Below are 24,726 nucleotides of genomic sequence, written 5' to 3' on the forward strand. Positions count from 1 at the left end.
TTCTGCGCATCGCGCTGCCGGGAATGCAAAAAAGCCATGAATCCCCCCTCCGGGGAGAGGGGGATTTCGGCGGGAGAGGGACCTATTCGCCCAAGGACACCCAAGTGGCGTCGCGGCGGCTGGACTCAACGGCACCATGGATGAAGCGCACGCCGCGTACGCCGTCTTCCACTGTCGGCAGGGGTATGTCGGCCGGAGGCGGGCGGGCGTCGATGCTGGCGGCGATGCGGTCGGCGGCGTCGCGGTAGATTTGCGCGAAGCCTTCCAAATAGCCCTCCGGATGGCCGGCGGGGGTGCGGGAGATGCCGCTCGCCGCAGGCAGGCTGCCGGCACCGGCGCGCAGCAGAGTGCGGGTCGGCTCGCCCAGCGGTGTGAAGCGCAGCTCGTTGGGCTGTTCCTGTTGCCACTCCAGGCCGCCGGCCTCGCCGAAGACGCGCAGGCGCAGGCCGTTGGTGGTGCCGGGGGAGACCTGACTGGCCCACAGCATGCCGCGGGCGCCGCCCTCGAAGCGCATCATGATGTGGGCATTGTCGTCCAGCCGCCGGCCGGGCACGAAGGCGGTCAGATCGGCCGCGAGATCGGTGCAGCGCAGGCCGGTCACGAACTCCGCCAGATGGAAGGCGTGGGTGCCGATGTCGCCGATACAGCCGGCGATGCCGCTCTGCGCCGGGTCGGTGCGCCAGGAGGCCTGCTTGTTGCCGTTGACCTCCAGGTCGGTCGCCAGCCAGTCCTGTGCATATTCGGCCTGCACCACCCGGATGCGGCCGAGCGTGCCCGACGTCACCATGGCGCGGGCCTGACGAATCATCGGATAGCCGCTGTAATTGTGGGTCAGCACAAAGACAAGATCGCGTTGGCGCACCAGGGCGGCCAGTTCTTCCGCCTCCCCCACCGTATGGACCAGCGGCTTGTCGCAGATGACGTGGATACCGGCCTCGAGGAAGGCTTTCGCGGCCGGGTAATGCAGGTGGTTGGGCGTGACGATGGCGACCGCGTCAATGCCGTCGGGGCGCGCCTCCTCCGCCACAGCCATCTTGTGGAAGTCGTCGTAACAGCGGTCGGGCGCCAGGAACAGCTCCGCCCCGCTGGCCCGCGCCCGTTCCGGGTCGGAGGACAGGGCGCCGGCCACCAGTTCGTAGCGGTCGTCGATGCGGGCGGCGATGCGGTGGACGGCGCCGATGAAGGCGCCCTGGCCGCCGCCGACCATGCCCAGCCTCAAGCGTCTCGACGACGCGGGTGCTTGATCCGCGCTCATGATGCCCCTTTCCCCAGACCGAGAATCCGGCGGTTGGCCGCCTCGTCGGTGCCGGCGTCTGCGAAATCGTCGAAGGCGCGGTCGGTGACGCGGATGATGTGGTCCTGGATGAAGCGGGCGCCCTCGGCGGCCCCCTGCTCCGGATGCTTGATGCAGCATTCCCATTCCAGCACCGCCCAGCCGTCGAAGCCGTACTGGGTCAGTTTGGAGAAGATGCCGCGGAAATCGACCTGCCCGTCGCCCAGCGAGCGGAAGCGCCCGGCCCGGTCCTTCCACGGCGCATAGCCGGAATAGACACCCTGCCAGGGGGTCGGATTGAACTCTGCATCCTTGACGTGGAACATGCGGATGCGGTCGCGGAAGACGTCGATGTAGCCGAGATAGTCCAGCTGTTGCAGGACGAAGTGGCTTGGGTCGTACAGGATGTTGCAGCGCCGGTGCCCGCCGACGCGGTCGAGGAACATCTGGAAGGTGGTGCCGTCGAACAGGTCCTCGCCGGGATGGATCTCGTAGCAGAGGTCGCAGCCGGCCTCGTCGAAGGCGTCGAGGATCGGGCGCCAGCGCTTCGCCAGCTCGTCGAAGGCGGTCTCGATCAGGCCGGGCGGGCGTTGCGGCCACGGGTAGAGATAGGGCCAGGCCAGCGCGCCGGAGAAGGTGGCGTGGGCGGTCAGGCCGAGGTTCGCCGACGCCCTGGCGGCGAGGCGAAGCTGTTCCACCGCCCAGGCCTGCCGGACGTCGGGACGGCCATGGACCTCGGCCGGGGCGAAGCCGTCGTAAAGCGCGTCGTAGGCGGGGTGGACGGCGACGAGCTGGCCTTGCAGGTGGGTCGACAACTCGGTCAGTTCGAGGCCGGCATCGGCCAGCGTGCCCTTGACCTCGTCGCAATAGCTGCGACTGGTCGCGGCCTTGTGCAGATCGAACAGGCGGCGGTCCCAGCTGGGGATCTGCACGCCTTTGAAGCCAAGGCCGGCGGCCCAGCGGGCGATGCCGTCCAGCGAGTTGAAGGGTGCTGCGTCACCCGCGAACTGGGCGAGGAAGATCGCCGGGCCTTTGATGGTCTTCATGGGTCTGGCTCCCCGGTTTTCGGGAGGTGTCGGCTGGCGGCTGTTCCCCCCTCACCTTCCCCCGCTGGGAGGGGAAGAGTGAGGGGGTTGACGAACCAGGGATCAGTACGGCGAGTCCGGGAAGTAGAACTCCTTGGCGTTCTCCTTGGTGATGAGCGACGACGGGATGATGTGGGTCGCCGGCAGCTTGTCGCCCTTCAGACGGGCTTCGGCGGTCATCTTGATGGCGTCGTAGATGAATTTCGGCGAATAGGACACGTCGGCGCGGATCAGCGGGTTGGAGCCGTCGAGGATGGTCTTCACCATCGTCTTGGAACCCGCGCCGCCGAACACCTCCTTGATGTCGGTGCGCTTGGCCTGTTCGATCGCCTTCAGCACGCCGAAGGCCATGTCGTCGTCGGCGGCCCAGACGACGTCGATGTCCTTGAAGCGGGTCAGGAAGTCCTGCGTCACCTTGAAGGCGTCGTCACGGTTCCAGTTGGCGTATTTGCCGTCCAGGATCTTGATGTCGGGATACTGCTTCAGCACGCCGGTGAAGGCTTCCCAGCGCTCGTTGTCGAGCGTGGTCGGGATGCCGCGCAGGGCCACGATGTTAGCCTTGCCGTTGTATTTCTTGGCAATGTATTCGGCCGGAATGCGGCCGAAGGCGGTGTTGTCGCCGGCGATGTAGGCGTCCTGGGCGCTGGTGTCGGTCAGGCCGCGGTCGACGACGGTGACGTAAACGCCCTTCTTCTTCGCCTGCATCACCGGCTGGGTCAGAGCGGCGGATTCGAAGGGGAAGATGACCAGCGAATCGATCTTAGTCACCGTCACCAGATCCTGGAGCTGGTTCGCCTGTTCCGGTGCGCCGCTGGCGGTCTTGACGGTGACCTTCAGATTGGGATGGGCCTTTTCAAGCTCCGCCTTCGCCTGATTGGCCCACCAGACGATGCCGCCGGTGAAGCCATGGGTGGCTGCCGGGATGCTGACGCCCAGCTTCACCGTGTCCGCCGCGAAGGCAGCGCTCCCGAGGGCGCCACCGAGGGCGACCGTCGCCGTCATGGCAAGGCCGGCGCCCAGGACGAGACGACGGGTATAACGCGCAACTTCCGACATGACGTTTCTCCTCCACTTCGTTTTTTAGGGACGCCGACGCTGCAGGAAGGCGACGGCGATGATGACGCAGCCCTGCACCGCCGCGTTCAGATAGACGCTGATGATGCTGGTCAGGTTCAGGATGTTGCTGATGACCGACAGCAGCACCGCACCGATCAGGGTGCCGGCGATCCGTCCCTCACCCCCCTTGAAGGAGGTGCCGCCGACGATCACCGCGGCGATCGCCTCCAGCTCCCACAACAGGCCGGTGGTGGGGGAGGCAGAGCCCAGCCGCGGCACATACAGCACCGTGGCGATGCCGACGCAGACGCCGAGCAGGCCGTAGGTCAGCAGCTTCACCCGGTCGACGTCCACCGCGGCGAAGCGGGCGACCTGCTCGTTGGAGCCGATGGCCTGGACATAGCGGCCGAAGGCGGTCCGGTTCAGCAGGACGGCGCCGGCCACCGACACGGCCAGGAAGACCCAGACCGGCACCGGAATGCCGATCAGGCTGCCGTAATAGACCGGGCCGTAGGCGTCCGACAGGTCGTTGTCCAGCGTGATGGCGCCGCCGTCGGCCAGCCAGGTCAGCACGGCGCGGAAGATGCCGAGGGTGCCCAGCGTGACGATGAAGGGCTCGATCCGTCCGCGCGTGATGAGATAGCCGTGCGCCAGCCCGAAGCCGCCGCCCAGCAGCAGCGCGAACAGCATGCCGAGCATCACCACCGCCACCGGCGAACCGACCGATCCGGCGAGCGCGTTCATCAGCAGGATCATGCCGCCGGCGATCAGCGCCGCCATCGAGCCGACCGACAGGTCGATGCCGCCGGAGATGATGACGAAGCACATGCCGATGGAGATGATTCCGATGAAGGCCGTGCGGGTCAGCACGTTCATCAGGTTGTCCCAGGTGGCGAAGTCCGGGTTCAGCGCCGTGCCGACGATCAGCAGCAGCAGCAGCCCGACGACCGGGCCGAAGCGGTGCGGATCGAAGCGGCGCGCCGGTTTGGCGGTGGACACGGCGCCGGTCTCAGAGACGGGCGTGGGTGCCGATGTCGGTGCCGGCGTTGGTCGCGACGTTGGTCCCGATGGCATGGGCAATCAACTCCTCCTCGCTGAGCCGGTCGGCGGGCACGGTCGCGGTCACCCGGCGCCCGCGCATCACGATCACCCGGTGGCAGAGCCCGATCAGTTCGATCAGTTCCGATGAAATCACGATCACGCCGCGCCCTTCGGCGGCCAGCCGCGCGATCAGGAAATAGATGTCCCGCTTGGCGCCGACATCGACGCCGCGCGTCGGTTCGTCCAGCACGAAGACGCGGGGATCGGGCTCCAGGAACTTGGCGATGGCCAGCTTCTGCTGGTTGCCGCCGGACAGCGACGATGCCGTGCCCTGCGGGTTGCCGCGGATGCCGAAGCTGGCCACGGCATGTTCCAGCGCCCGGTCTTCCGACGCTGGCGACAGCAGCGGCTGGGCATGGTGGCGCAGCGTCATCAGGGTCAGGTTGTCGCGCAGCCCCATGGTGACGTGCAGGCCCTTGCCCTTACGGTCCTCGCTGAGATAGGTCAGGCCGTTGCGCATCGCCTCGCGCGGGCTGCGCAAGGCGACCGGGCTGCCTTCGATCTCGACGGTGCCGCCACTGCGCGGGCGAAGGCCGAGAATACCCTCGAACAATTCGGTGCGGCCGGCGCCGACGAGGCCGGCGAAGCCCAGGATCTCGCCGGGATACAGGTCGAAGCTCACATTCTCCGCCCAGCCCGGCACGGTCAGGCCGCGCACCGCCATCAGCGGCCGGCCGTTGGCGGGGACGATGCGCTTTTCCGGGAACATGTCGGTCAGTTCGCGCCCGACCATCAGCGTCCCCATCCGCTGGCGTGGCGTTTCGGCGGTGGGGGCGCGGGCGACGAAACGGCCGTCGCGCATCACGATCACCTCGTCGGTGATCCGTTCCACCTCGTCCAGCTTATGGGAGATGTAGACTATGGTGACGCCGTCCCGCCGCAGCCGGTCGATCAGCCCGAACAGCCGGTCGCATTCGGACGGGGTCAGGCTGGCGGTCGGCTCGTCCATGATCAGCAGGCGGGCGTTTCGCAACTGCGCCTTGGCGATCTCCACCAGCTGCTTTTCGGCGACGATCAGGTCGCGCACCTTGGTGTCGGGGTCGCGCTCGAAGCCGACCTGATGCAGGGCCGCCATCGCCTGTTCGCGCATCGCCCGGTCGTCGAGCAGCCAGCCCCGTTTGATTTCGTGGCCGAGAAACATGTTCTGGGCGACGGTGAGGTCGTCGGCAAGGCTGAGTTCCTGGTGAATCAGCACGATGCCGCGCTGTTCGGCGTCGCGCGAGTTGCGGAACGTCACCGCTTCGCCGTCGATTCTGAGCATGCCGGAGGTTGGCGCCTGATAGCCGGCGAGGATCTTCATCAGCGTCGATTTGCCGGCGCCATTCTCGCCGAGCAGCCCATGCACCCGGCCCGGATGCAGATCGAAGCCGACGCCGTGCAGAACCCGCACGGGTCCGAATTCCTTGGTGATGCTGTCGAAGGCGACATGCAGGCTCATGGCTCCGCACCCCCTGACGGAATTTCCACCGGCCGCAAGCCTGCGGCGTGGCGGATACCGTCCATGACGTTTCTCCCACTGCAAAGCGTGTCGTCCCGCAAGACGCCGCTTCGTTCGTTGAGCGGATGGTAAGCTCCCCTCTTTGGACAAACAATGGCCGACTTTGAACATAATTTGGCAAAAGTGGGGAGGGTTGTGGTAGGGATGGAGGCTGGAGCTGTTCGGAAAGGCATTCGTCGATGGTTGACTGGCAACGTCTGTCTGACGGCGAGCGCGCCTTGCTGGAGCGGCTGTTCTGGGCGGGCGGGCTGTCGCGTGGCGAACTGGCGGCGTCGGTCGAGTTTTCCAAAAGCAAGGCGAACCTCGCGATCTCAAGCCTGATCGGACGCGAACTGATCGAGGAGGGCGGGGTTCAGCCGTCCTCGGGCGGGCGGCGGCCGGAGGTGCTGCGGCTGAGCCATCGCATGGGGGTTCTGGCGGGGGTCGACATCGGCGCCACCAGCATCGACGTGGCGCTGCTCGCGCCCGACATGACGGTGCTGGATCACCGGTCGGAACCGGCGGACGTGAGCGACGGGCCTGCCGCGGTGTTCGGACGGGTGCGCGACCTGCTGCGCGAGGCGAGGGAGCGCATGGGGGTCGGGCCGTCGCGGGTGCTGGGGATCGGCGTCGGCGTGCCGGGGCCGGTCGCCTTCGACAGCGGCATGCTGGTCAACCCGCCGTTGCTGCCGGGGTGGGAGAGCTTTTCGATCCGCGAATTCCTGGCGGAGGAGTATGCCGCTCCGGTCTTCGTCGACAATGACGTGAACATCATGGCGCTCGGCACCCATTGGCGCCTGCGCGGGCAGCTTCAGAATTTCCTGGTCATCAAGATCGGTACCGGCATCGGCTGCGGCATCATCTGCCACGGTCTTGTGTATCGCGGGCGCGACGGTTCGGCCGGCGATGTCGGCCATATCTGCGTCGATCCGCAGGGGCCGGTCTGCCATTGCGGCAATGCCGGCTGTGTCGAGGCGATGGCGGCCGGTCCGGCCATCGCCCGCATGGCGGAAGCGGCGGCGCGCGCCGGGGAAAGCCCGCGGCTGATGGAACTGCTGGAGCGCAACGGGCATCTCTCCACCGTCGATCTCGGCAATGCCAGCCGGGCCGGCGACGCGGCGGCCAACGCCATCGTCCAGCGGGCCGGAGCCCATATCGGGTGGATGCTGGCGGCGGTGGTCAATTTCTTCAACCCGTCGCACATCTTCATCGGCGGCGGGGTGGCGCGGATCGGGCCGCTGCTGCTGGCCTCGATCCGGCAGAGCGTCTATCAGCGCTCGCTCGCCCTCTCCACCCGGCATCTCGACATCCGGGATGTGCCGGAGGTGGAGAGCGCCGGGGTGATCGGGGCGGCGGTGATGGCGGTGCAGGAGACCATGCTGGCCGGTGTGGGGCCGGCTGGAGCGGGGCCGGCCGGAACAGGCAGGTCGCTTCGACCCTGACCCGCTCCGGCACGGCGGCGTTACGCCGCGCGGACCGCGGTGATGAAGGAGGTCACCTCGCCGCGCAGGGTTTCGGCCTCGCGCGCGAGGCTGCTGGCGGCGTCCAGCACCTCGGTGGCGGCGGAGCCGGTCTCCAGAACCGCATGATTGACGCCGACGATGGTGGAGGAGACCTCCGTCGTGCCGCGCGCCGCCTCGGCCACGTTGCCGGCGATGTCGCGGGTGGCGGCCCCCTGCTCCTCGATGGCGGCGGCGATGGTGGTGGTGATCTCGCTGATGCGGCCGATGGTCTTGCCGATGCCGTGGATGGCGTCCTGGGCGCCGCCGGTGGCCTGCTGAATCTCCTTCACCTTGGCCTGGATTTCGTCGGTGGCGCGGGCGGTCTGGCTGGCCAGCGCCTTCACCTCGCCGGCGACGACGGCGAAGCCCTTGCCGGCCTCGCCGGCGCGGGCCGCCTCGATGGTGGCGTTGAGGGCGAGCAGGTTGGTCTGGGCGGCGATGGTGTTGATCATCTCCACCACATGGCCGATCTGGTCGGCCGCCTCCACCAGCGTGCGCATGGTGGCGTCGGTCTGTTCGGCCTGGGCCACCGCCTCGCCCGAGATGCGGGTGGAGGCGGCGATCTGGCGGCCGATCTCCAGAATGGAGGCCGACAGTTCCTCGGTCGCCGATGCCACCGTCTGGACGTTGACGGAGGCCTGTTCGGAGGCCGCGGCGACGGCGGTCGCCTGGGCGCTGGCCTGCGAGGCGGTTGTGGACATGGCGCCGGCCGTACCCTGCATCTCGGTGGCGGCCGAAGCGACCGTCTCGACGATGTGCATCGCCTTGGCGTCGAAATCGCGCATCAGCGCTTCCAGCCGGGCGGCGCGCGCCTCCTTGGCGGCCTGTTCGCGGGCCTGTTCCGCCGCCAGGCGGTCAGCGGTCATCATGCTGTCGCGGAAGACGGTGACGGTCGCCGCCATGCCGCCGATCTCGTCGGCACGGCCCAGGCCGGGGATGGTCACCGCCATGTCGCGGTCGGCCAGACGGCGCATCGCCTCGGTCATCGAGCGGATCGGGTCGCTGACCCGGCGCTTGGCGACGATCAGTCCGACGACGGTCAGCAGAACGGCGGCCACCGCCAGCAGGCCGGAGAGGACGGCGTCGCGGGTGGCACGCGCGGCCTGGGCCTCGGCACGGACGACCATCTGGTCCACCGCGGCCAGCGCCGCATCGACGATGTAGCCCTGGCTCGCGGTGTCCTGGCGGCGCAGCGTGCCGATCTCCACCGGCGACGGGCGGCCTTCGGCCAGCTCTGCGAGCACCGCCTTGCGCTGATCGACCAGCGGGCCTTCGAAATTGACCTTGGCCTTGTCGGCCGCCTCGCGGATCGCGGCGGGCGTGTCGGGACGCGCGGCGGATTCCCTGACCAGGGCCCAGGCCTGCACGGTGCGGCCGATGGCCTCGGCCACCGCCTGCGCATCGGCCGGCGTCCAGGTCTGGCCGGTGGCGACCGCGGTCTGGATGCGCAGCGCCATGCCACCGGCATTGAGGCGGGTGTTCCAGGCAGCGCGCTTGATGCCCAACAGATGATCGACCATCGGATCGGCCAGCTTCAGCGAGCCGTCCAGCAGGTCGGTGGCGGCGGTCAGCGCATCGAGATAGGCGACCGGCGCCGTCCCCCAGGCCTCCGCCACCGCCGGATCGCGCGAAGCCTTGCGCTGGCGCACAGCGGAGTCCGCCTTCTGGCGCAGGGCGGCCAGCGCGTCGTGGGTGGTGCGCAACGTCGAGGCGGCAGCCGGCAGGCCGGGCAGGTCGAGCGTGTCCAGCTTGGCGGCGATGGCGGCATAGCCGGCCTCCGCCACCGCGCGGTTGGCGGCGATATCCTTCAGCTCGGCGTCGCCGACCGGCTCCTCCGATCCCAGAGCCGGACCGACCAGACCACGTTCCAGCCGGATCGCCAGCAGCGTGCGCAGCAGGTCGCGGCTGGTCTCGCTGAGTGTGGCGACACGGTGCGCATTGCGCGTGCGGTCGACGACGTCGACCAGCGTGAGGCTGCTGGTGGCGATCAGCAGCAGGCCCAGCGCGGCGACGACAAGGCCGAGGGTCGCGCGGATCGACAGCCGCGAAAGGAGCGGGATCATGGTCTGGTCCTGTCAGTGCGAAGAGTTCGAGCCGTTGCGGACGGCACGACACCGCTCCTCCTGCCGGGTCGGACCGGCGGGGCGGGCGGGTGTTGAAAGCCGGTGAGAGTCTGAACCGAATATGATAATGGAAAACAACCTCATACTCTCGGTTCAGCCCTTATTGACACTGGTTCGACAATGGTCGTCCGGCGACCGCAACAGCGTTCCTCCGACGTTGATATATTAATATTTTAAGATGTACAACAGCGGGAATGCAGCCAAATTTGAAGAGTGGATCAAAATGCCGCAGAGCCGCGCATAAAGAGACTGAAAGGGTTTGTCGGTCTTTTAAAGTAAATTCTCAGGACACAGCGTGTGGGAAGACTTGTGCGCTTTGATCGCGCTGTTTCCTTAGAAATGCGAGCCCCTGTCGCCGGCCGGTCCATTGCCGAACCCGCCACCAAAGCCTCCTCGCAGACCTCCATAAGGTGAGCCACCGTCACCCGGCATGGAACCCCGTCCGCGGCCGGGACCGCCGAAGGAGCCGCCGAATCCGCCGGGCGGAGCGGACGGGGCCTCCGGCGCGGTGCCGGTCGGCCCAATATGGCTGGCCGCGCGGGCGGCACCGGAGAGGGAACCGACGCCGGGGCTGGACGCCGGGTCGGGAGCGGCGTTGGCGCCGGGCGCCGGGCGCTGGCCGGCGGGCGGGCCGCCATTGGGATCGGGCTGCGTGCCCCATCCCGGACGGCTGCGCATGCCGTCGATCGGACCTTCCGGTCCCTCCATGCCCGGTGCCTCGGGCCCTTGCGCACCATCCGGGCGCATGCCGGCGCGGGCCAGGCCGGCGGCGCGGGCGGCGGGATCGGTGCCGTCCAGCGACCGGCCGCCCAGGCGCGGCGCGCCAAAGGACCGGCTGCGATCGATGCCACCGCCGGAAGTCACGACACTGTCGATGACCACGCGGGCAGGCGTCGTGGCGCCGTCGGCCCTGTCGATGCGCGGGCCGCCGGGAATCGCCGTCTGCCCGGATGCATCGACATAGGTCTCGATCGACAGGGCGCCGACCGTGGCGCCGAAGGGATTGAAGGGATCAAGCTCCAGCGTGACCGCCCTGGCGGGATCGGGGCCTCCTCCGACGCGCACCATGCTGCCGACCGCCGGCAGGGCGCCGGCCAGTGGACGGCCGCGGGCGAGCGTCAGCCCGGCGATGGTCAGCGTCTTCGGCGTCAGCGACTCCAATCGACCACGCAGCAGCCAGCCGCGCGCCGGATCCCAGGGATCGACCCGGCTGGCATCGATCACGCCGTCCGGCCGACGGAGGCCGGAAACGGCGACCCAGCGACCGGGGGAGAGCGCGGTGGTACCCTCCGCCTCGGCGAGGTCGATGCGCTGCCCCAATATCAGAGCGCCGCCGGGTGTCGTCCGCTCCACCGGTCCGGCCACGGCGTAACGGACATCCAGCCTGCGGGCGGTCAGGCCGGTCGGGCCGCCGGGCACGGCGGTCATGGCGACCGTCTGGCCGATCCGCACGTCGCCGGTCTGCGCGGGCTGGCCTTCGATGCGCAGTTCGGTGGTAGGCGGCAGATCGACCCGCAGGCCGTTGACCCAGACGCTGCCGAAAGCGGTGACGGTGCCGACGATGCCCGTTCCACCTATGCCGCGGTCGGTGACGGCGATGCCGGTGCCGCCGATGCCGCGGTCGGCCAGTCGATCATCCCGCCCGGGGGAGACGGTCGGGCCGCAGCCGGCGGCGGCCAGCATCAGCGTCAGCAGCAGGGTGCGGGCGAGGGAGCGGGGCTGGCTGGTCACGATGTGGCCGCTCCCCCGCCGGGTTCGGCATTTTGCAGCGCAGGAACCGGGGCCTCGTCCTCGTCATAGAGGTACAGGCCGGCGGTGAAGCGGTGGCTGGCGTCGTCACGGCCGACGTCGCCATCGGCAAGCTCGGCAGCCATGCGGTTCAGCTCGACCAGCATCGCCATGCCCAGCCGGTCGGCCTCCCGCCGCAGGGCGGCGATGGACTCGGGGCTGAGCCGGTCATAGGCGAGCGCGCGCTCCAGGAACGGGGGGGCGCCGCCCGCCAGATTGTGGCCGGACGCGGCCAGATGGTCCGCAAGGTTCCGGCCGTAATAATAGGCGAGCTTGTCCAGGTCGCCGCGCGGCACATGCGCCGCCTCGGTCAGGTCGAGCAGCCCGTCGGCGCGTTCGGTCACCAGCCCGGCATGCAGCAACTCGTCCAGCAGGGCGCGCGGACGGATGTCCTTGCTGATGCCGGTCACCAGTGATTCAAAGCTGGGCTCGCCATCCGGACCGGAATTGCGGGGCAGGGCGCGGGGGCGGCCGGCCTCGTCGAGGAAGGCGGCATCGGTCAGCCAGCGGCTCAACACCTGCGCGCCCAGCGACGGGGCGGCCGCGGCCGCAGCCTCCGCGGCCGGTGGGGCGCTGCGGATCGCGCTGACGTCCTTGCGGTGGACGCCGGTCAGCAAGGTGATGCGGCTGTCGGTCATCGGCCTTCCGGGCAGCGCGAAGCCACGCTCCGCCACCTCGACATACACCGACTTCAGCAGGTTCGCCAGCATCGGCCAGGAAATGCCGAAGCCGATCAGCGTCCGCACCAGCGGGACCAGCAACCGGCGCACCGCCGTCAGCAGCGTCGCCGGCGGCGCCGCCCCGGTGATCCCGGCCCCGGTCATCTCGGCCCTTGGCGGGCGGTCTGGTTCGGGGCTGCGGATCGGCACGCGCCTGGCACTCCGGCGGTTGGGGGCTCTGTCTTGACCGAGGTGACAATAGCGCGGCGGGCCGGAAAGGGAATCACCTTTTCGCTTGATGTGGGAAATTTTCCCACGCATGATGCCGGCATGCGACGGTCGCCGTGGCTGCGCAGCGTCATAAGGGCCGCAAGGTCCGCCAAGGTTTAAGGAGCGGCCGCCCGGCCGTAGCCCGCATGAGCCTGTCATCGATCGACCAGACCGCCTGTCCGTCTGTCCGCGGGGACGAGATGTCTCCTGCCCTGGCTTGCGGGGCACAGCCCCTGCCGCCGGTCTTTCCCTTCCGAACGCGAGCGTCCGACATGGCCTCGTCCATCGCCCGTCATGCGGCCGTCAACCGGTCAGCCCTGATCCGCAGCTGCCTGTTCGGAGCGGCGGCGAACCTTCTGGTCGCCGGCAGCGCGTTGTATGCCCGGCCGTTGCAGGATGTGCTGTGGGTGGGTGCCGACAATGGCAGCCTGCTTCTGCTGGTTGCCATTGGGCTGAGCCTGTTCGCGCTTCATGCGGTGCTGGACTTCGCCCAGTCGCGGGAACTGGCGCGGCTGGTGCCGTCGGGCGGCGCTGCCGGCTGGCTGGAGCGGCTGTGGGTGCTGGAGGCGGTCTGGGCGCCGATCCATCTGGCGGTGCTGGCGCTGCTGAATCCGCTGATGGGTGCGATGGCGCTCGCCGGGGTCGCGGCCCTGACGGCGATGATCGCACTGGGTGCGGCCGGGCCGGCGAGCGCCGTCGGCGGGCAGTCGCAGCTCGCCCGGTTGGCCGGTGCCGACAGCTTCGGCTGCACCGACGGTTTCCTCGCCGGGCTGGGCTTCTGTGAAACGGTCTATCGGGTGCTGATCGTCGGGTTGGGTGCGGCGCTGCTGATGCACGGCGACCTGACGCCGGGTCTGTTCGTTGCCGTGTCGGTGATCGGCATCGCCGCGATGCGCGCCGCCGCACGCGGTGCCGCCCGCTGGCACGGCGGCCGGCAGGCGGCGGCCGTGCTGCTGATGGCGGGGCGGATGTGAGGAGATGGACACCCTCTCCCGGGACGGGAGAGGGTGTCCAGGGTTTCAAATCGCCGGCCAGGTCTCCGCGACCAGACGGCGGACCTCCTCGGCGCTGTCGGTGCCGAGGGCGGCTTCGGCGACGCGCTGGCAATCCTCCAGGCGCAAGGTGCGGATGAAGGCCTTCAGGTCGGCGATCACCGCCGGGGTGGCCGACAGTTCGGTGACGCCAAGCCCGATCAGCAGTGGCGCCGCCATCGGGTCGGAGGCCGAGCCGCCGCACACCGCCACCACCCGGTCACGGGTTTTCGCCCCGATCACCGCAAGCCGGATCAGCCGCAGCACGCCCGGATGCAGCGCATCGAGCTGGGCCGCCACATGCGGGTTGCCACGGTCCATCGCCAGCACATACTGGGTCAGGTCGTTGGTACCGATCGACAGGAAATCCGCCACCGCGCTGATGCGGTCGGCGATCAGGGCGGCGGCCGGAACCTCGACCATCGCGCCCAGCTGGATCGGTTCGGCGCGGCCGAGCCTTGCCCGTTCCTCGTCCACCATCGCCCGCACCGCCAGCAGTTCGGACGGCGAGGCGATCATCGGCACCATGATGCGGCAGACACCCGCCGGCTTCACCCGCAGGATGGCGCGGATCTGGGCTCGCAGCAGCTCCGGCTCGCGCAGGCCGACGCGGACGCCGCGCAGGCCGAGCACCGGGTTCTCCTCCTTCGGCAGCGGCAGGTAGGACAGCGGCTTGTCGCCCCCGACATCCAGCGTGCGGATCACCAGCGGCCGGCCCTCCAGCGCGTCGGCGATCTGCTGGTACTGCTGGTACTGTTCATCCTCGGTCGGGGCCGACTGGCGTTCCAGGAACAGGAATTCGGTGCGCAGCAGGCCGCAGCCTTCCGCGCCCTCCACCACCGCGCCGGGTGCGTCGCTGACCCGGCCTAGATTGGCGAACACCTCGATCCGGGTGCCGTCGGCCATGCGGCACTCCTCGCGGGAGGTAAGGCGGTTTTCCTCGCGCCGCGCGGCGCGGACCGCGACGGCGGTCCGGGTGGCCGCCAGCGTGTCCTCCGGCGGGAAGGCCAGCAGTTCGCCGCGGTTGCCGTCGATCACGACGGGTGCGCCATCCGGCACCCGCTCCGCCTGCCGGCCCAGCGCCACCACGGTCGGCACGCCGAGCGCCGCGGCCAGGATGACGGCGTGGGAGGTCGGGCCGCCATGCACCATGCCGATGCCGGCCAGCCGTCCGGCCGGAACCCCGGCGAGGTCGGAGGGAAGGATCTCGTCGGCCAGCACGATGCTGCCCGCCGGCAGGTCTGCCAGACCGACGTCCGGCTCCTTCCCTGACAGGACCGTCAGAACCTGCTGTTCCAGGTCGCGCAGGTCGGCGGCGCGCTCAGCCATGCGGGGATCGGCAAGGGCGGCCAAGGCGTCGGCCTGGAGACGCGCCGCGCGCTGCCAGGACCATTCGGCACTCTTGCCGCCGCGAATGTCGGCGAGCGCTCCATCCAGCAGCTCCGGATCGTCCAGCAGTTCCCGGTGAGCCTGGAAGATGGCGGCATGTTCGGGCATGCGCTGCGCGGACTGGGCCAGACCGGCGACGACTTGCTCCAGCGCCCGGCGCAGACGCGGCTCCTCGACCTGCGCGCCGATGCCCTGTTCCACCACGCGCACGGTGGTGCGGAAGCGGCGGACGACGGTGCCGACCGCCTGTCCGGGCACGGCGATGGTGCCCTTCAGCAGAACCTCCTCGCCGGGAGCGAAGGGCGGGCCGACCTCCTCCTCCGTGGCCGGTTGGGCCGGGGCGGCGGTGGCGGGAGTGACGGAGGCGGCAACCGGTGCCGCCTGCGCGGCGGCGCCGGCGACGACCGGATCGCCAAGCCCGCCCTCGATCAGCACGGCGATGCTTTCCGCCATGTCCTGGGCACCGGGACCGGTGGCGCGCACCGTCAGCCGGTCGCCGACCATGGTGCCGAGTCCCATCAGGGCGACGACGCTCTTGGCGTTGGCGCGGCGGTCGCGGCAGTGGATGGTGACAGTTCCGGGATAGGCCTTGGTCGCGGCGACCAGGGCCGCGGCCGGCCGGGCATGCAGCCCGCTGGCGATGGGCAGCACGACGATCCGTTCGCCGGTTTCCCCCTCGCCCGTTTCCTCCGACTCGGCGGCGGCGGGCGGCACGGCATCGGCGCCGCTGCCGCCATGGACGGTCATCGCCGGTTCGCCGGCGGCGATTTCGCGGTTCACCGACTGGCCGTCGACGGTGAAGCCGTCATTCACGACGACCATCATGCTGACGAGGCTTTGCGCCCGGCTTCCCACCAAGTCCATGTCGAAGCTGATCAGGCGGTCGCCGGTCTTCACGGATTGCCCATCCCGGACATGGGCCGTGAAGCCTTCGCCGTTCAGGCCGACGGTGTCGACGCCCAGATGCAGAAGAACCTCCGCTCCGCTGGCGGCGCGGACGGTGCAGGCGTGGCGCGCGCGGTGGACCGACAGCACGACGCCGTCGCAGGGGCTGCGCAACTCGTTCACCGTCGGGTCGATGGCCATGCCGGTTCCGACCAGACCCTGGGCGAAGGCGGGGTCGGGCACTTCGGTCAGCGGCATGGCCCATCCGGCCAGCGGAGCTGCAAGCGTGATCGCGGTCATGATGATTTGGTCCTCATTCTTAACGCTTCGGCCCTGCCGGGCGATCTCGCGTCGGACTGCCGTTATCCTGGCACGGCCGCCGGATCGTTTGTATGCGCGCAGACGCCGCATAGCCCAAGCGCAATTCTCGTTATAGATTATCGAAAGATCCTGTCCGGAAAAGGCGGAAGCCTGCGGCCAATCCGCGCTCTCAAGGGCGCATCCGGAATACGCCACAAGCCCGTGCGCCAACCCATGTTGACTATGTCGTGAAACCTGCCTGCCGTCGGGGTTGTATTCCCGTTCAGGGCTGACGACGTTGCCGCCGCCGGACAAATTCGGAGAGCCGCCATGGCATTGAACCCCTTCGCGTTTTTACAGAAAATCGGCAAGTCGCTGATGCTTCCGGTGGCGGTGCTTCCCGTCGCCGGCCTGTTGCTGGGCATTGGTGCGGCGAATTTCGAATGGATGCCGCCGCTGCTGTCGATGCTGATGAAGAATTCCGGCGACGTGATCTTCGGCAACCTGCCGCTGATCTTCGCCATCGGCGTGGCGCTGGGCTACACCGAGAATGACGGCGTGTCGGCCATCGCCGCCACCATCGGCTATATCGTGATGCTGGCCACGCTGGGCGTGATGACCGGGGTCTGGGGCATGGAGCCCAAGACCATCATGGGCATCAAGTCGATGGAAACCGGCGTGTTCGGCGGCATCCTGGCCGGCGGACTGGCGGCGGCGATGTTCAACCGTTTCTACAAGATCGCGCTGCCGGCCTATCTCGGCTTCTTCGCCGGCAAGCGCTTCGTGCCGATCATCACGGCTCTGGCCGCCATCGTGCTGGGCGTCGTCCTGTCGGTGATCTGGCCGCCGATCCAGGGCGGCATCAACAGCTTCTCGCATTGGGCGGCGGTGAACGATCCGCGGATGGCCGCGACCATCTACGGCTTCGTCGAACGCCTGCTGATCCCCTTCGGCCTGCACCACATCTGGAACGTGCCTTTCTTCTTCGAGATCGGCTCCTTCCAGAACGCCGCCGGCCAGATCGTCCATGGCGACATCAACCGCTATTTCGCCGGCGATCCGACCGCCGGCATCCTGTCCGGCGCTTTCCTGTTCAAGATGTTCGGCCTGCCGGCCGCCGCCATCGCCATGTGGCACACCGCCAAGCCGGAGAACCGCGTGCGCGTCGGCGGCATCATGATCTCCGCCGCGCTGACCTCCTTCCTGACCGGCATCACCGAGCCGATCGAGTTCAGCTTCCTGTTCCTGGCGCCGGTGCTGTATCTGATCCATGCGGTGCTGGCGGCGACCTCGCAGTTCATCATGAACTCGCTGGGCGCCCATATGGGCTTCACCTTCTCCCAGGGCGGCATCGACTTCGTGCTGTTCAACGCGCTGAGCCCGCTGTCGCAGAAATGGTGGCTGGTGCTGATCCTGGGGCCGATCTACGCCGCGATCTATTACGTCGTGTTCCGTTACACCATCCTGGCGCTGAACCTGAAGACGCCTGGCCGCGAGGACGCGACGGAGGAGGGTGCCAGCGCCGCCACCGGCAGCGAACGGGCGCGCGACCTCGTGCTGGCCTTCGGCGGGCGGGGCAACATCGGCAGCCTGGACGCCTGCATCACCCGCCTGCGCGTGGTGGTGAAGGACCCGGCCCGCGTCGACGAGGGCAAGCTTCGCAGCATGGGCGCGTCTGGCGTCCTGCGGGTGCGCGACAGCGTGCAGGCGGTGTTCGGCACCCTGTCGGAGAATCTGAAGACGGAAATGCAGGAGTATCTGCACAGCGCCGGTGCGGAAGCCGACGGTCCGGCCGTTCAGGCACCGGTCGCGGCGAAGTCCGTTGCCGCTCCGGCCGCTGCCCCCGTGCCGGCCGACCGTGCCGCCCGCATCGTCGAGGCGCTGGGCGGGGCCGGCAACATCAAGGAACTGGCTGCGTTCGCCACCACCCGCCTGCGCATCGAACTGAGCGACGCCGGCAAGGCGAATGCCGAGGCGCTGAAGCGGGCCGGCGTGCGCGCGGTGATGGGAATGGGGGCCAACGGCCTCGACCTGATCGTCGGCAACGACGCGGATGCCCTGGCCGGCGCTGTGTCCGTCCTGCTGCCGGGCGGACGGCGCGCGGCGGAATAGCCGATCCCCTGTCTGGTATCTGAGTGGTGTTATCAGGCGGCGCGACCTTTTCCGGGTCGCGCCGCTTTTCTTTTCCGCATCGCGGCTGCTGTCATGATGTGATTCCACCAATGGACGCTGGCCTCCGGCGCAAGAAGGTCTTATATTGGTATCTATACCAGCCAATCACGAGCACCGCCATGACCGATCAGGGCAATCCGGATTTCAAAGCGTCCCGCACCACTCCCCTGGCAACGCCTCTTATGGCGGCGGAGGCGGCAGAGGCCCCGGCCGTGGTCGCCCTGCAGATCGAACGCTGCGGCGCCGGCTTCGCCGAACTTGGCGAGCGCCTGCGCCGCGCGCCGCCGCGCTTCGTCGTCACCTGTGCCCGCGGCAGCTCCGACCATGCCTCGGCCTACGGCAAATATCTGATCGAGACGCGGATCGGCCGGGCGGTGGCTTCGATCGGGCCGTCGATCGCCTCGGTCTATGGCGGGCATCTGAGCCTGGAGGGCGCGCTGTTCGTCGCCGTCTCGCAGTCGGGACGCAGCCCGGACCTGCTGCGTCTGGTCGAGGCGGCGAAGGACGGCGGCGCGCTGGTGGTTGGCTTTGTCAATGCCGAGGACTCGCCGCTGGCGGAAATGTGCGACCATTTCCTGCCGCTGGCTGCCGGGCCGGAGCGCAGCGTCGCCGCGACGAAATCCTGCATCGCCTCGCTCGCCGCCTATCTGCAGCTGGTGGCGCATTGGCAGGACGATCCGGCGTTGAAAGCGACCCTCGCGGCGCTGCCCGACACGCTGGAGGCGGCGAGGGGGCTGGACTGGAAGCCGGCGCTGATGCCGCTCACCACTGCGCAGAACCTCTATGTGCTGGGGCGCGGAGTCGGGTTCGGCGCTGCGCTGGAAATGGCGCTGAAATTCAAGGAGACCTGCCGCCTGCATGCCGAAGCCTTCAGCGCGGCGGAGGTCGTCCACGGCCCGCTGGCGCTGGTCGGCCCCGGCTTTCCGGTGCTGGCCCTGACCCAATCCGACGCGGCCGAACCGCACACCCGCGCGGTGGTGGAGCGCATCGTCGGGCTGGGCGCCGGCGTCGCCACCACGGAGGCCGGACTGGCCGGAACCACCCAGTTGCCCAGCCTGCCGGGGATCGCGCCGGAGGCGGCACCGCTGGCGGCGTTGCAGAGCTTCTACGGCGCGGTCTATGAACTGGCGCTGGCCCGCGGCATCGATCCCGACAGCCCGCCCAACCTTGCCAAAGTGACGAAGACCGTCTGATGCGACAGCTCCTGACCGGTGCCCGGATTTTCACGGGCGAGACCATCCTCGACGGCCGCAGCCTGCTGGTCGGGGATGGCCGCATCCTCGACATTGTCGCCCCCGGCCGCACTCCGCCGGAGATCGACAGGACGGTTGCGCTGGGGGCAGGCGACCTGCTGGCGCCCGGCTTTCTCGACATCCAGGTCAATGGCGGCGGCGGCGTGCTGTTCAACGAACAACCGACGCTGGAGGCGACGCTCGCCATCGCTGCGGCGCACCGGCGTTTCGGCACAACCGGGCTGTTGCCGACCATCATCACCGACACCCCCGATTGCCATCGTGCCGCCGCCGAAGCGGCGGTCAAGGCGGTGGCGCAGCCGGGCAGCGGCGTGCTCGGTATCCATTTTGAAGGGCCCTTCATCAGCCCGCAGCGGGTCGGCGCGCATGATCCGCGCTTCGTGCGGGCGCCGGACGAGGGCGATCTCGACTTCATCGGCGGGCTGCCGGCGCGGATGCCGAACGGGCGGGTGCTGCTCACCCTGGCGCCGGAATGCGTCGAGGATGCGGCCCTGTCGCGGCTGATGGCGGCCGGGGTGATCCTGTCGGTCGGCCATACGATGGCGAGTGCAGAGCGTGTGCTCGAAGTCTTCGATCTCGGCGTTCGCGGGGTGACGCATCTTTACAATGCCATGCCGGGCATCGCCAACCGCCAGCCCGGTCCGGCCGGTGCGGCGCTGGGCGATGAGCGTCCCTGGTGCGGGCTGATCGCTGACGGGCACCACGTCCATCCGCTGATGATGCGCGCGGCGCTTGCTGCCCGGCCGCGCGGACGGATGATGCTGGTGACCGACGCCATGCCGCCGACTGGCACCGACGCCGACAGCTTCCAGTTGAACGGCCGGACGATCTACCGGCGCGATGGCCGTCTGGTGCTGGCCGACGGGACGCTGGCGGGGGCAGATCTGGATATGGCGATGGCGGTGCGCAATGCGGGGACGCTGATCGGCCTGCCGCTGGAGGAGTCGCTGCGGATGGCGTCGCTCTATCCGGCAGAGTTCCTGGGGATGCAGAGCGAGCGCGGGCGGATCGCGCCGGGCTGGCGGGCGGATCTGGTGCTGCTCCGGACGGATCTGACGGTGCGCGGGACTTGGGTGGAAGGGGAGTGGCGGGCCGCCTGAAGCTTGCGATGCCTGCCACATGACCTCTCCCGTTGAACAGAGGAGGTCAGGTGGCAGGTTAACCCGGCAAGTGTCACCCACCCACCGCCACGATCTCCAACCCATCCTCATCCACCCGCACCCGCAGCGCCGTCAGGTCCGGCAGGCACAGATTGCCGTCCAGTTCATGGGCCGGCAGCGTCGTGGTCAGTCCGATCACCCAGGCGCCGGCCGCGTTTCCCGCCTGCAACCCTGCCGGAGCGTCCTCGAACACCACGGTTTCGCGCGGATCGAAGCCCAGCTTCCCGGCGGCGGTGCGGTAGCCTTCGGGGTGGGGCTTGCCATGGGTGACCATATCGGCGCCGATCAGCAGGTCGGGCAGCGGCAGGCCGGCCTGGGCGATGCGCTTCCTCGCCATGTCCCGCGGGGCGGAGGTCACCACCGCCCAGCGGTGGCGCGGCAGCGACTGCAGAAGCTCCAGCGCGCCGGGAACCGCGCGCACGCCTTCGGTGTCGTTGGTGTAGCACTCCTCCACCAGGCGCACCTCCTCGTCGATGTCGGCGCCGGCGGGGGCGAAGCGGCGGACGGTTTCGATGCTGCGGACGCCATGGCAGACGGCCAGGATGGCGTCGGGATCAAGATCGTGGCGGGCGGCCCAGCTGCGCCAGGAACGCTCCACCGGACCCTTGGTGTCGATCAGGGTGCCGTCCATGTCGAACAGGATGGCGCTGACACGGAAGGGGGTATCAAGGGCAGGCTTCATCGCTCGCTCTCGTTGGGATCGTCTGTATGGGAAGGAATGGTCCGCATGGATCAGACCAGCGACAGCTCCACGACGAAGTCATAGGCGTCGCCGCGGTAGTGGGAACGGACGAACTCCAGCGGGGTTCCGTTCTCCAGAAAGGTGCGGCGCTCAATGTAGAGGGCGGGGGCGCCGTCGGGAACCCCCAGAAGCGCTGCCTGATCCGTCGGCAGGCGAATGGCAGACAAGCGTTGCAGCGCACGGAAGGGCGGATGGCCGCGCCCGCGCAGGGTCTCGTACAGGGAGCCCTGGACCAGATCGGGGTCGGGCAGGAAACTCGTCGGCAGCGTGCTGAGTTCGATGGCGAGCGGCGTGCCGTCGGCCAGCCGCAGCCGGTGCAGCCGCACCACCTCCGCACCCGGTCGCAGGCCCAGTGCCATCGCCTCCTCCGGTGTCGCGGTGGCGACGGAGCGGCTGAGCCAGCGCGACTCCGGCTTCAGGCCGCGGCCGCCGATGTCCTCGGTGAAGCTGGTCAGGGCGGACAGCCGCTGTTCCACATGGGGGCTGTGGTTGATGAAGGTCCCGGCGCCCTGGCGTTGGTGCAGCAGCCCCTCCGCGATCAGTTCGCGCAGCGCCTTGCGCACGGTGACGCGGGAAACGCCGAAGGTCTCCGCCAGTTCGCGCTCGCCGGGAAGGGCGTCCTGGTCGGTCAGCCGGCCTTCGACGATCAGCGACCGGAGATGCCGCGCCAGCTGCAGATACAGCGGCAGGGGCAGGGCGTCCGACAGGGCGGTCGGGTCGAACGGGGCCGCGGCGGCGGCAGTGGACATCGGCAACCACTCCAGTGCTCCGGGACCGGCATGATACCACTGAAAGTCCTCTGGGCAACAGCCGCCGGACGGCATGTGTCGGAACACGCACGACTGTGACCGTTTTCAGATTGCGGAATGTCCGGATTTTGGTATTCTGCGCATACAGTCCAATCTAATACCACCAACCAGACACCACCAACCTCCGGGCCAGATGCCGGAGCGACAGCGGAGCCGGAACGATGGCGGGCGGCACGGAAGATGCGGCGAACCGGTACAGCCGGCTGGACGTGTGGCCGGCCGCCGAACTGATGACGGCGCTGTGGGAGGGGCAGACGCGCGCGCTCGCCGCCTGCATCCCCGCTTTGCCGCCGGTCGCCGCCGCGGTAGAGGCCGCTGCGGAGCGTCTGGCCGGCGGGCACGGGCGGCTGGTCTATGCTGGCGCGGGGTCGTCGGCGATGGTGGCGGCACTCGACGGGCTCGATCTGGGGCCGACCTTCGATTGGCCGGCGGAGCGGCTGGTGCTGCTGATCGCCGGCGGGCTTGATCTGTCGCGCGGGCTGGCCGGGGCGGCGGAGGATGACGAGGGGGCGGGCCGCGCCGATGCTGCGCGGGCGGCGGTTTCCGCCGCCGACGTGGTGGTCGGGCTGTCGGCCAGCGGCGCCAGCGCCTACACCGTCGGCGTCCTGCGCGCCGCGCGGGAGGCGGGGGCGCTGACCATGGGCATCGCCAGCAGTGCTGGTTCGCCGCTGCTCGATGCGGTGGAGCATCCGGTGCTGACCGCGACGGGGGCGGAGGTGATCGCCGGCTCCACCCGGCTCGGCGCCGGCACCGCGCAGAAGGTGGTGCTGAACCTGTTTTCGACCGGCGTCATGACGGCGCTCGGCAATGTCTACGACAACCTGATGATCAATGTCCGGCCGGAGAACGCCAAGCTCCGCCGCCGCTGCACAGCCATGGTCACGCGCATCGCGCATGTGGACGAGGATGTTGCCGGTGCGGCGCTGGAGCGGCATGGCGACGTGCGCCGCGCCGTTCTGGGGCTGGCCGGGCTGGAAAGTCCGGAGATTGACAGGCTGCTGGCCGAGACCGGCGGCAATCTGCGCAAGGCGATGGAGCGGGCAAAATCCGTCGCCGCGAAAGAGACCTGAGGGAAAAGCGAAGCAGGGGCGGCGGTGCTCAGGGAGGCGCCAACCGCCCGATCATCATCCATCCTGTCGGCCCGGTCCGCTGAAGCCGGAGCCGGTCACACTGGGAGACGTCCGAATGTCTGCTGATCGTTTGTCGGGCGACCGTTTTTCGGGCGTCCAGAGGCTTGGGCGGGCGCTGATGCTGCCGATTGCCGTGCTGCCCATCGCCGGGCTGCTGCTGCGCATCGGCCAGCCCGACCTGCTGAACATCGCCTTCATCGCCGCGGCGGGTGACGCCGTCTTCTCCAACCTGGGTGTCCTGTTCGCCGTCGGCATCGCCATCGGCTTCGCACGGGAGAATCACGGAGCGGCCGGTCTGGCCGGTGCGGTGGGCTATTTCGTGGCGGTGAAGGGCGCCGTGGTGCTGAGCGGCGTCGCGCCGGAGCTGGTGGCGAAGATGTCCAGCCGCATCAGCATCCCGGTCGGCATCCTGATCGGCATCATCGCCGGTCAGCTCTACAACAAGTACAAGGACATCAAGCTGCCGGACTATCTCGCCTTCTTCGGCGGGCGGCGCTTCGTGCCCATCGTCACCGGTCTGGCGGCGCTCGGCATCGCGCTGATCTTTGGCTATGGCTGGCCCATCGTCGATTCCGGCCTGACCGCGCTGACCACCGGCGTGCTGGGGCTGGGCAAGGTCGGCCTGTTCCTCTACGGCGTGCTGAACCGCATCCTGATCATCACCGGCCTGCACCACATCATCAACAACATCGCCTGGTTCCTTCTGGGCGACTATCAGGGCGTCACCGGCGACCTGAACCGCTTCTTCAAGGGCGATCCGACGGCCGGCGCCTTCATGGCCGGTTTCTTCCCGGTGATGATGTTCGGCCTGCCCGCCGCCTGTCTCGCCATGTACCACACCGCCAAGCCGGAAAACCGTGCGGCGGTCGGCGGCGTGCTCCTGTCGATGGCGCTGACCGCCTTCCTGACCGGCGTGACCGAGCCGGTGGAATTCGCCTTCATGTTCCTGGCCCCGGCGCTGTTCGCCGTCCATGCCGTGCTGACCGGCCTGTCGATGGTGCTGATGGACGTGTTGAACGTGAAGCTGGGCTTCGGCTTCTCGGCCGGCCTGTTCGACTATGTGCTGAATTACGGCAAGGCGACCAACCCGATCCTGCTGCTGCCGGTTGGTGCCGCCTATTTCGCCATCTATTACGGGCTGTTCCGTTTTGTCATCCAGCGCTTCGACCTGAAGACGCTGGGCCGTGACGATGTCGCCATTCCCGCTGGTCAGGCGCCGGCTGCCGCCGGTGTCCGGACCAACGCCGGCATCGCGCCGGTCAGTGACCGGGCCGGCGCCTATGTCGCCGCCCTGGGAGGGGCCGGCAACCTGCGTTCGGTGGAGGCCTGCACCACGCGCCTGCGCCTGAGCGTCGCCGATGCCGGCCGCGTGAACGAGGTGGAGCTGAAGCGGATCGGCGCCCGCGGCGTGGTGAAGCCGTCGGCCAACTCGGTCCAGGTGATCGTCGGCCCGATTGCCGACCAGCTGGCCGGCGAGATCCAGGACTCGCTGAACGCGTCGGCAGGCTTGCGGGTCTGATC

The 24,726-nt window shown here is 69.0% G+C and carries 18 protein-coding genes; 7 read left to right on the top strand and 11 right to left on the bottom strand.

The window, feature by feature from the left end; translation table 11 throughout:
* Positions 1 to 82: 82 nt before the first annotated feature.
* The 5 genes from E6C72_RS23705 to E6C72_RS23725 all read right to left on the bottom strand — a co-directional run bounded on the left by E6C72_RS23705 (position 83) and on the right by E6C72_RS23725 (position 5,953).
* Complete coding sequence (locus tag E6C72_RS23705) at positions 83 to 1,255, bottom strand: Gfo/Idh/MocA family protein (RefSeq protein WP_109084181.1); 1,173 nt, start codon at positions 1,253 to 1,255, stop codon at positions 83 to 85.
* Positions 1,252 to 2,319, bottom strand: a complete 1,068-nt coding sequence (locus E6C72_RS23710; protein ID WP_109084180.1) for a sugar phosphate isomerase/epimerase — start codon at positions 2,317 to 2,319, stop codon at positions 1,252 to 1,254. The genes E6C72_RS23705 and E6C72_RS23710 overlap by 4 nt, the downstream gene beginning before the upstream one ends.
* Before the next feature lie 102 nt (positions 2,320 to 2,421).
* Positions 2,422 to 3,414 carry a substrate-binding domain-containing protein gene (locus E6C72_RS23715; RefSeq protein ID WP_109084179.1) on the bottom strand — a complete coding sequence of 331 codons (993 nt, stop codon included), beginning with the start codon at positions 3,412 to 3,414 and terminating at the stop codon, positions 2,422 to 2,424.
* Positions 3,415 to 3,438: 24 nt separating this feature from the next.
* A complete protein-coding gene (locus E6C72_RS23720) occupies positions 3,439 to 4,413 on the bottom strand; it encodes an ABC transporter permease (RefSeq protein ID WP_247875474.1) in 975 nt (324 codons plus the stop codon).
* Between the two features lie 10 nt (positions 4,414 to 4,423).
* Positions 4,424 to 5,953 (bottom strand): sugar ABC transporter ATP-binding protein, encoded by a 1,530-nt coding sequence (locus E6C72_RS23725; RefSeq protein ID WP_109084177.1) that lies wholly within the window; start codon positions 5,951 to 5,953, stop codon positions 4,424 to 4,426.
* A gap of 239 nt (positions 5,954 to 6,192) precedes the next feature.
* Here E6C72_RS23725 and E6C72_RS23730 point away from each other — a divergent pair, with 239 nt between their 5' ends.
* Positions 6,193 to 7,434 (top strand): ROK family protein, encoded by a 1,242-nt coding sequence (locus E6C72_RS23730; protein WP_109084176.1) that lies wholly within the window; start codon positions 6,193 to 6,195, stop codon positions 7,432 to 7,434.
* Positions 7,435 to 7,454: 20 nt separating this feature from the next.
* Here the strand turns inward: E6C72_RS23730 and E6C72_RS23735 are convergent, their stop codons facing one another.
* From E6C72_RS23735 to E6C72_RS23745, 3 genes are all read right to left on the bottom strand, one after another.
* Positions 7,455 to 9,557 carry a methyl-accepting chemotaxis protein gene (locus E6C72_RS23735; protein ID WP_109084175.1) on the bottom strand — a complete coding sequence of 701 codons (2,103 nt, stop codon included), beginning with the start codon at positions 9,555 to 9,557 and terminating at the stop codon, positions 7,455 to 7,457.
* A 393-nt stretch (positions 9,558 to 9,950) separates the two neighbouring features.
* Positions 9,951 to 11,348, bottom strand: coding sequence for a DUF5666 domain-containing protein (locus tag E6C72_RS23740; protein WP_247875473.1), 1,398 nt, complete (start codon positions 11,346 to 11,348; stop codon positions 9,951 to 9,953).
* Positions 11,345 to 12,274 (bottom strand): DUF6502 family protein, encoded by a 930-nt coding sequence (locus tag E6C72_RS23745; RefSeq protein WP_247875472.1) that lies wholly within the window; start codon positions 12,272 to 12,274, stop codon positions 11,345 to 11,347. The genes E6C72_RS23740 and E6C72_RS23745 overlap by 4 nt, the downstream gene beginning before the upstream one ends.
* A gap of 332 nt (positions 12,275 to 12,606) precedes the next feature.
* Between E6C72_RS23745 and E6C72_RS23750 the strand changes: the two genes are divergently transcribed.
* Positions 12,607 to 13,308 carry a hypothetical protein gene (locus E6C72_RS23750; RefSeq protein ID WP_109084173.1) on the top strand — a complete coding sequence of 234 codons (702 nt, stop codon included), beginning with the start codon at positions 12,607 to 12,609 and terminating at the stop codon, positions 13,306 to 13,308.
* A gap of 45 nt (positions 13,309 to 13,353) precedes the next feature.
* On the opposite strand, the gene ptsP is transcribed toward E6C72_RS23750, so the two are convergent.
* Positions 13,354 to 15,939 (bottom strand): phosphoenolpyruvate--protein phosphotransferase, encoded by a 2,586-nt coding sequence (ptsP, locus tag E6C72_RS23755; protein WP_109084172.1) that lies wholly within the window; start codon positions 15,937 to 15,939, stop codon positions 13,354 to 13,356.
* Between the two features lie 330 nt (positions 15,940 to 16,269).
* Here ptsP and ptsG point away from each other — a divergent pair, with 330 nt between their 5' ends.
* The 3 genes from ptsG to nagA all read left to right on the top strand — a co-directional run bounded on the left by ptsG (position 16,270) and on the right by nagA (position 20,464).
* The gene (gene ptsG, locus E6C72_RS23760; RefSeq protein WP_109084171.1) at positions 16,270 to 18,051 is read left to right on the top strand and encodes a PTS glucose transporter subunit IIBC; all 1,782 of its coding nucleotides are present in this window, start codon (positions 16,270 to 16,272) and stop codon (positions 18,049 to 18,051) included.
* 179 nt (positions 18,052 to 18,230) lie between these two features.
* Positions 18,231 to 19,304 carry an SIS domain-containing protein gene (locus E6C72_RS23765; RefSeq protein WP_109084170.1) on the top strand — a complete coding sequence of 358 codons (1,074 nt, stop codon included), beginning with the start codon at positions 18,231 to 18,233 and terminating at the stop codon, positions 19,302 to 19,304.
* Positions 19,304 to 20,464, top strand: coding sequence for an N-acetylglucosamine-6-phosphate deacetylase (gene nagA / locus E6C72_RS23770; protein WP_109084169.1), 1,161 nt, complete (start codon positions 19,304 to 19,306; stop codon positions 20,462 to 20,464). Before E6C72_RS23765 ends, nagA begins: the two co-directional genes overlap by 1 nt.
* Positions 20,465 to 20,537: 73 nt before the next feature.
* On the opposite strand, the gene E6C72_RS23775 is transcribed toward nagA, so the two are convergent.
* Positions 20,538 to 21,206: an HAD family hydrolase gene (locus tag E6C72_RS23775; protein ID WP_109084168.1), complete on the bottom strand. Its 669-nt coding sequence runs from the start codon at positions 21,204 to 21,206 to the stop codon at positions 20,538 to 20,540.
* Between the two features lie 50 nt (positions 21,207 to 21,256).
* The gene (locus E6C72_RS23780) at positions 21,257 to 22,015 is read right to left on the bottom strand and encodes a GntR family transcriptional regulator (RefSeq protein WP_109084167.1); all 759 of its coding nucleotides are present in this window, start codon (positions 22,013 to 22,015) and stop codon (positions 21,257 to 21,259) included.
* 221 nt (positions 22,016 to 22,236) lie between these two features.
* Between E6C72_RS23780 and E6C72_RS23785 the strand changes: the two genes are divergently transcribed.
* Both E6C72_RS23785 and nagE read left to right on the top strand, forming a co-directional pair.
* Positions 22,237 to 23,145, top strand: a complete 909-nt coding sequence (locus E6C72_RS23785; protein ID WP_109084166.1) for an N-acetylmuramic acid 6-phosphate etherase — start codon at positions 22,237 to 22,239, stop codon at positions 23,143 to 23,145.
* Between the two features lie 115 nt (positions 23,146 to 23,260).
* Positions 23,261 to 24,724 (top strand): N-acetylglucosamine-specific PTS transporter subunit IIBC, encoded by a 1,464-nt coding sequence (nagE, locus tag E6C72_RS23790; RefSeq protein WP_109084165.1) that lies wholly within the window; start codon positions 23,261 to 23,263, stop codon positions 24,722 to 24,724.
* Positions 24,725 to 24,726: the final 2 nt, after the last annotated feature.

The sequence above is a fragment of the Azospirillum sp. TSH100 genome, from assembly GCF_004923295.1.
Lineage (GTDB): Bacteria > Pseudomonadota > Alphaproteobacteria > Azospirillales > Azospirillaceae > Azospirillum.

Excerpts from the sequence above, each read along its gene's own strand:
- E6C72_RS23715 (WP_109084179.1), bottom strand. The coding sequence starts at position 3,414 with ATGTCGGAAGTTGCGCGTTATACCCGTCGTCTCGTCCTGGGCGCCGGC.
- nagE (WP_109084165.1), top strand. The coding sequence starts at position 23,261 with ATGTCTGCTGATCGTTTGTCGGGCGACCGTTTTTCGGGCGTCCAGAGG.
- E6C72_RS23765 (WP_109084170.1), top strand. The coding sequence starts at position 18,231 with ATGACCGATCAGGGCAATCCGGATTTCAAAGCGTCCCGCACCACTCCC.
- E6C72_RS23785 (WP_109084166.1), top strand. The coding sequence starts at position 22,237 with ATGGCGGGCGGCACGGAAGATGCGGCGAACCGGTACAGCCGGCTGGAC.
- E6C72_RS23710 (WP_109084180.1), bottom strand. The coding sequence starts at position 2,319 with ATGAAGACCATCAAAGGCCCGGCGATCTTCCTCGCCCAGTTCGCGGGT.
- E6C72_RS23735 (WP_109084175.1), bottom strand. The coding sequence starts at position 9,557 with ATGATCCCGCTCCTTTCGCGGCTGTCGATCCGCGCGACCCTCGGCCTT.
- ptsG (WP_109084171.1), top strand. The coding sequence starts at position 16,270 with ATGGCATTGAACCCCTTCGCGTTTTTACAGAAAATCGGCAAGTCGCTG.
- E6C72_RS23730 (WP_109084176.1), top strand. The coding sequence starts at position 6,193 with ATGGTTGACTGGCAACGTCTGTCTGACGGCGAGCGCGCCTTGCTGGAG.
- E6C72_RS23780 (WP_109084167.1), bottom strand. The coding sequence starts at position 22,015 with ATGTCCACTGCCGCCGCCGCGGCCCCGTTCGACCCGACCGCCCTGTCG.
- nagA (WP_109084169.1), top strand. The coding sequence starts at position 19,304 with ATGCGACAGCTCCTGACCGGTGCCCGGATTTTCACGGGCGAGACCATC.
- E6C72_RS23775 (WP_109084168.1), bottom strand. The coding sequence starts at position 21,206 with ATGAAGCCTGCCCTTGATACCCCCTTCCGTGTCAGCGCCATCCTGTTC.
- E6C72_RS23750 (WP_109084173.1), top strand. The coding sequence starts at position 12,607 with ATGGCCTCGTCCATCGCCCGTCATGCGGCCGTCAACCGGTCAGCCCTG.
- E6C72_RS23705 (WP_109084181.1), bottom strand. The coding sequence starts at position 1,255 with ATGAGCGCGGATCAAGCACCCGCGTCGTCGAGACGCTTGAGGCTGGGC.
- E6C72_RS23725 (WP_109084177.1), bottom strand. The coding sequence starts at position 5,953 with ATGAGCCTGCATGTCGCCTTCGACAGCATCACCAAGGAATTCGGACCC.
- ptsP (WP_109084172.1), bottom strand. The coding sequence starts at position 15,939 with ATGACCGCGATCACGCTTGCAGCTCCGCTGGCCGGATGGGCCATGCCG.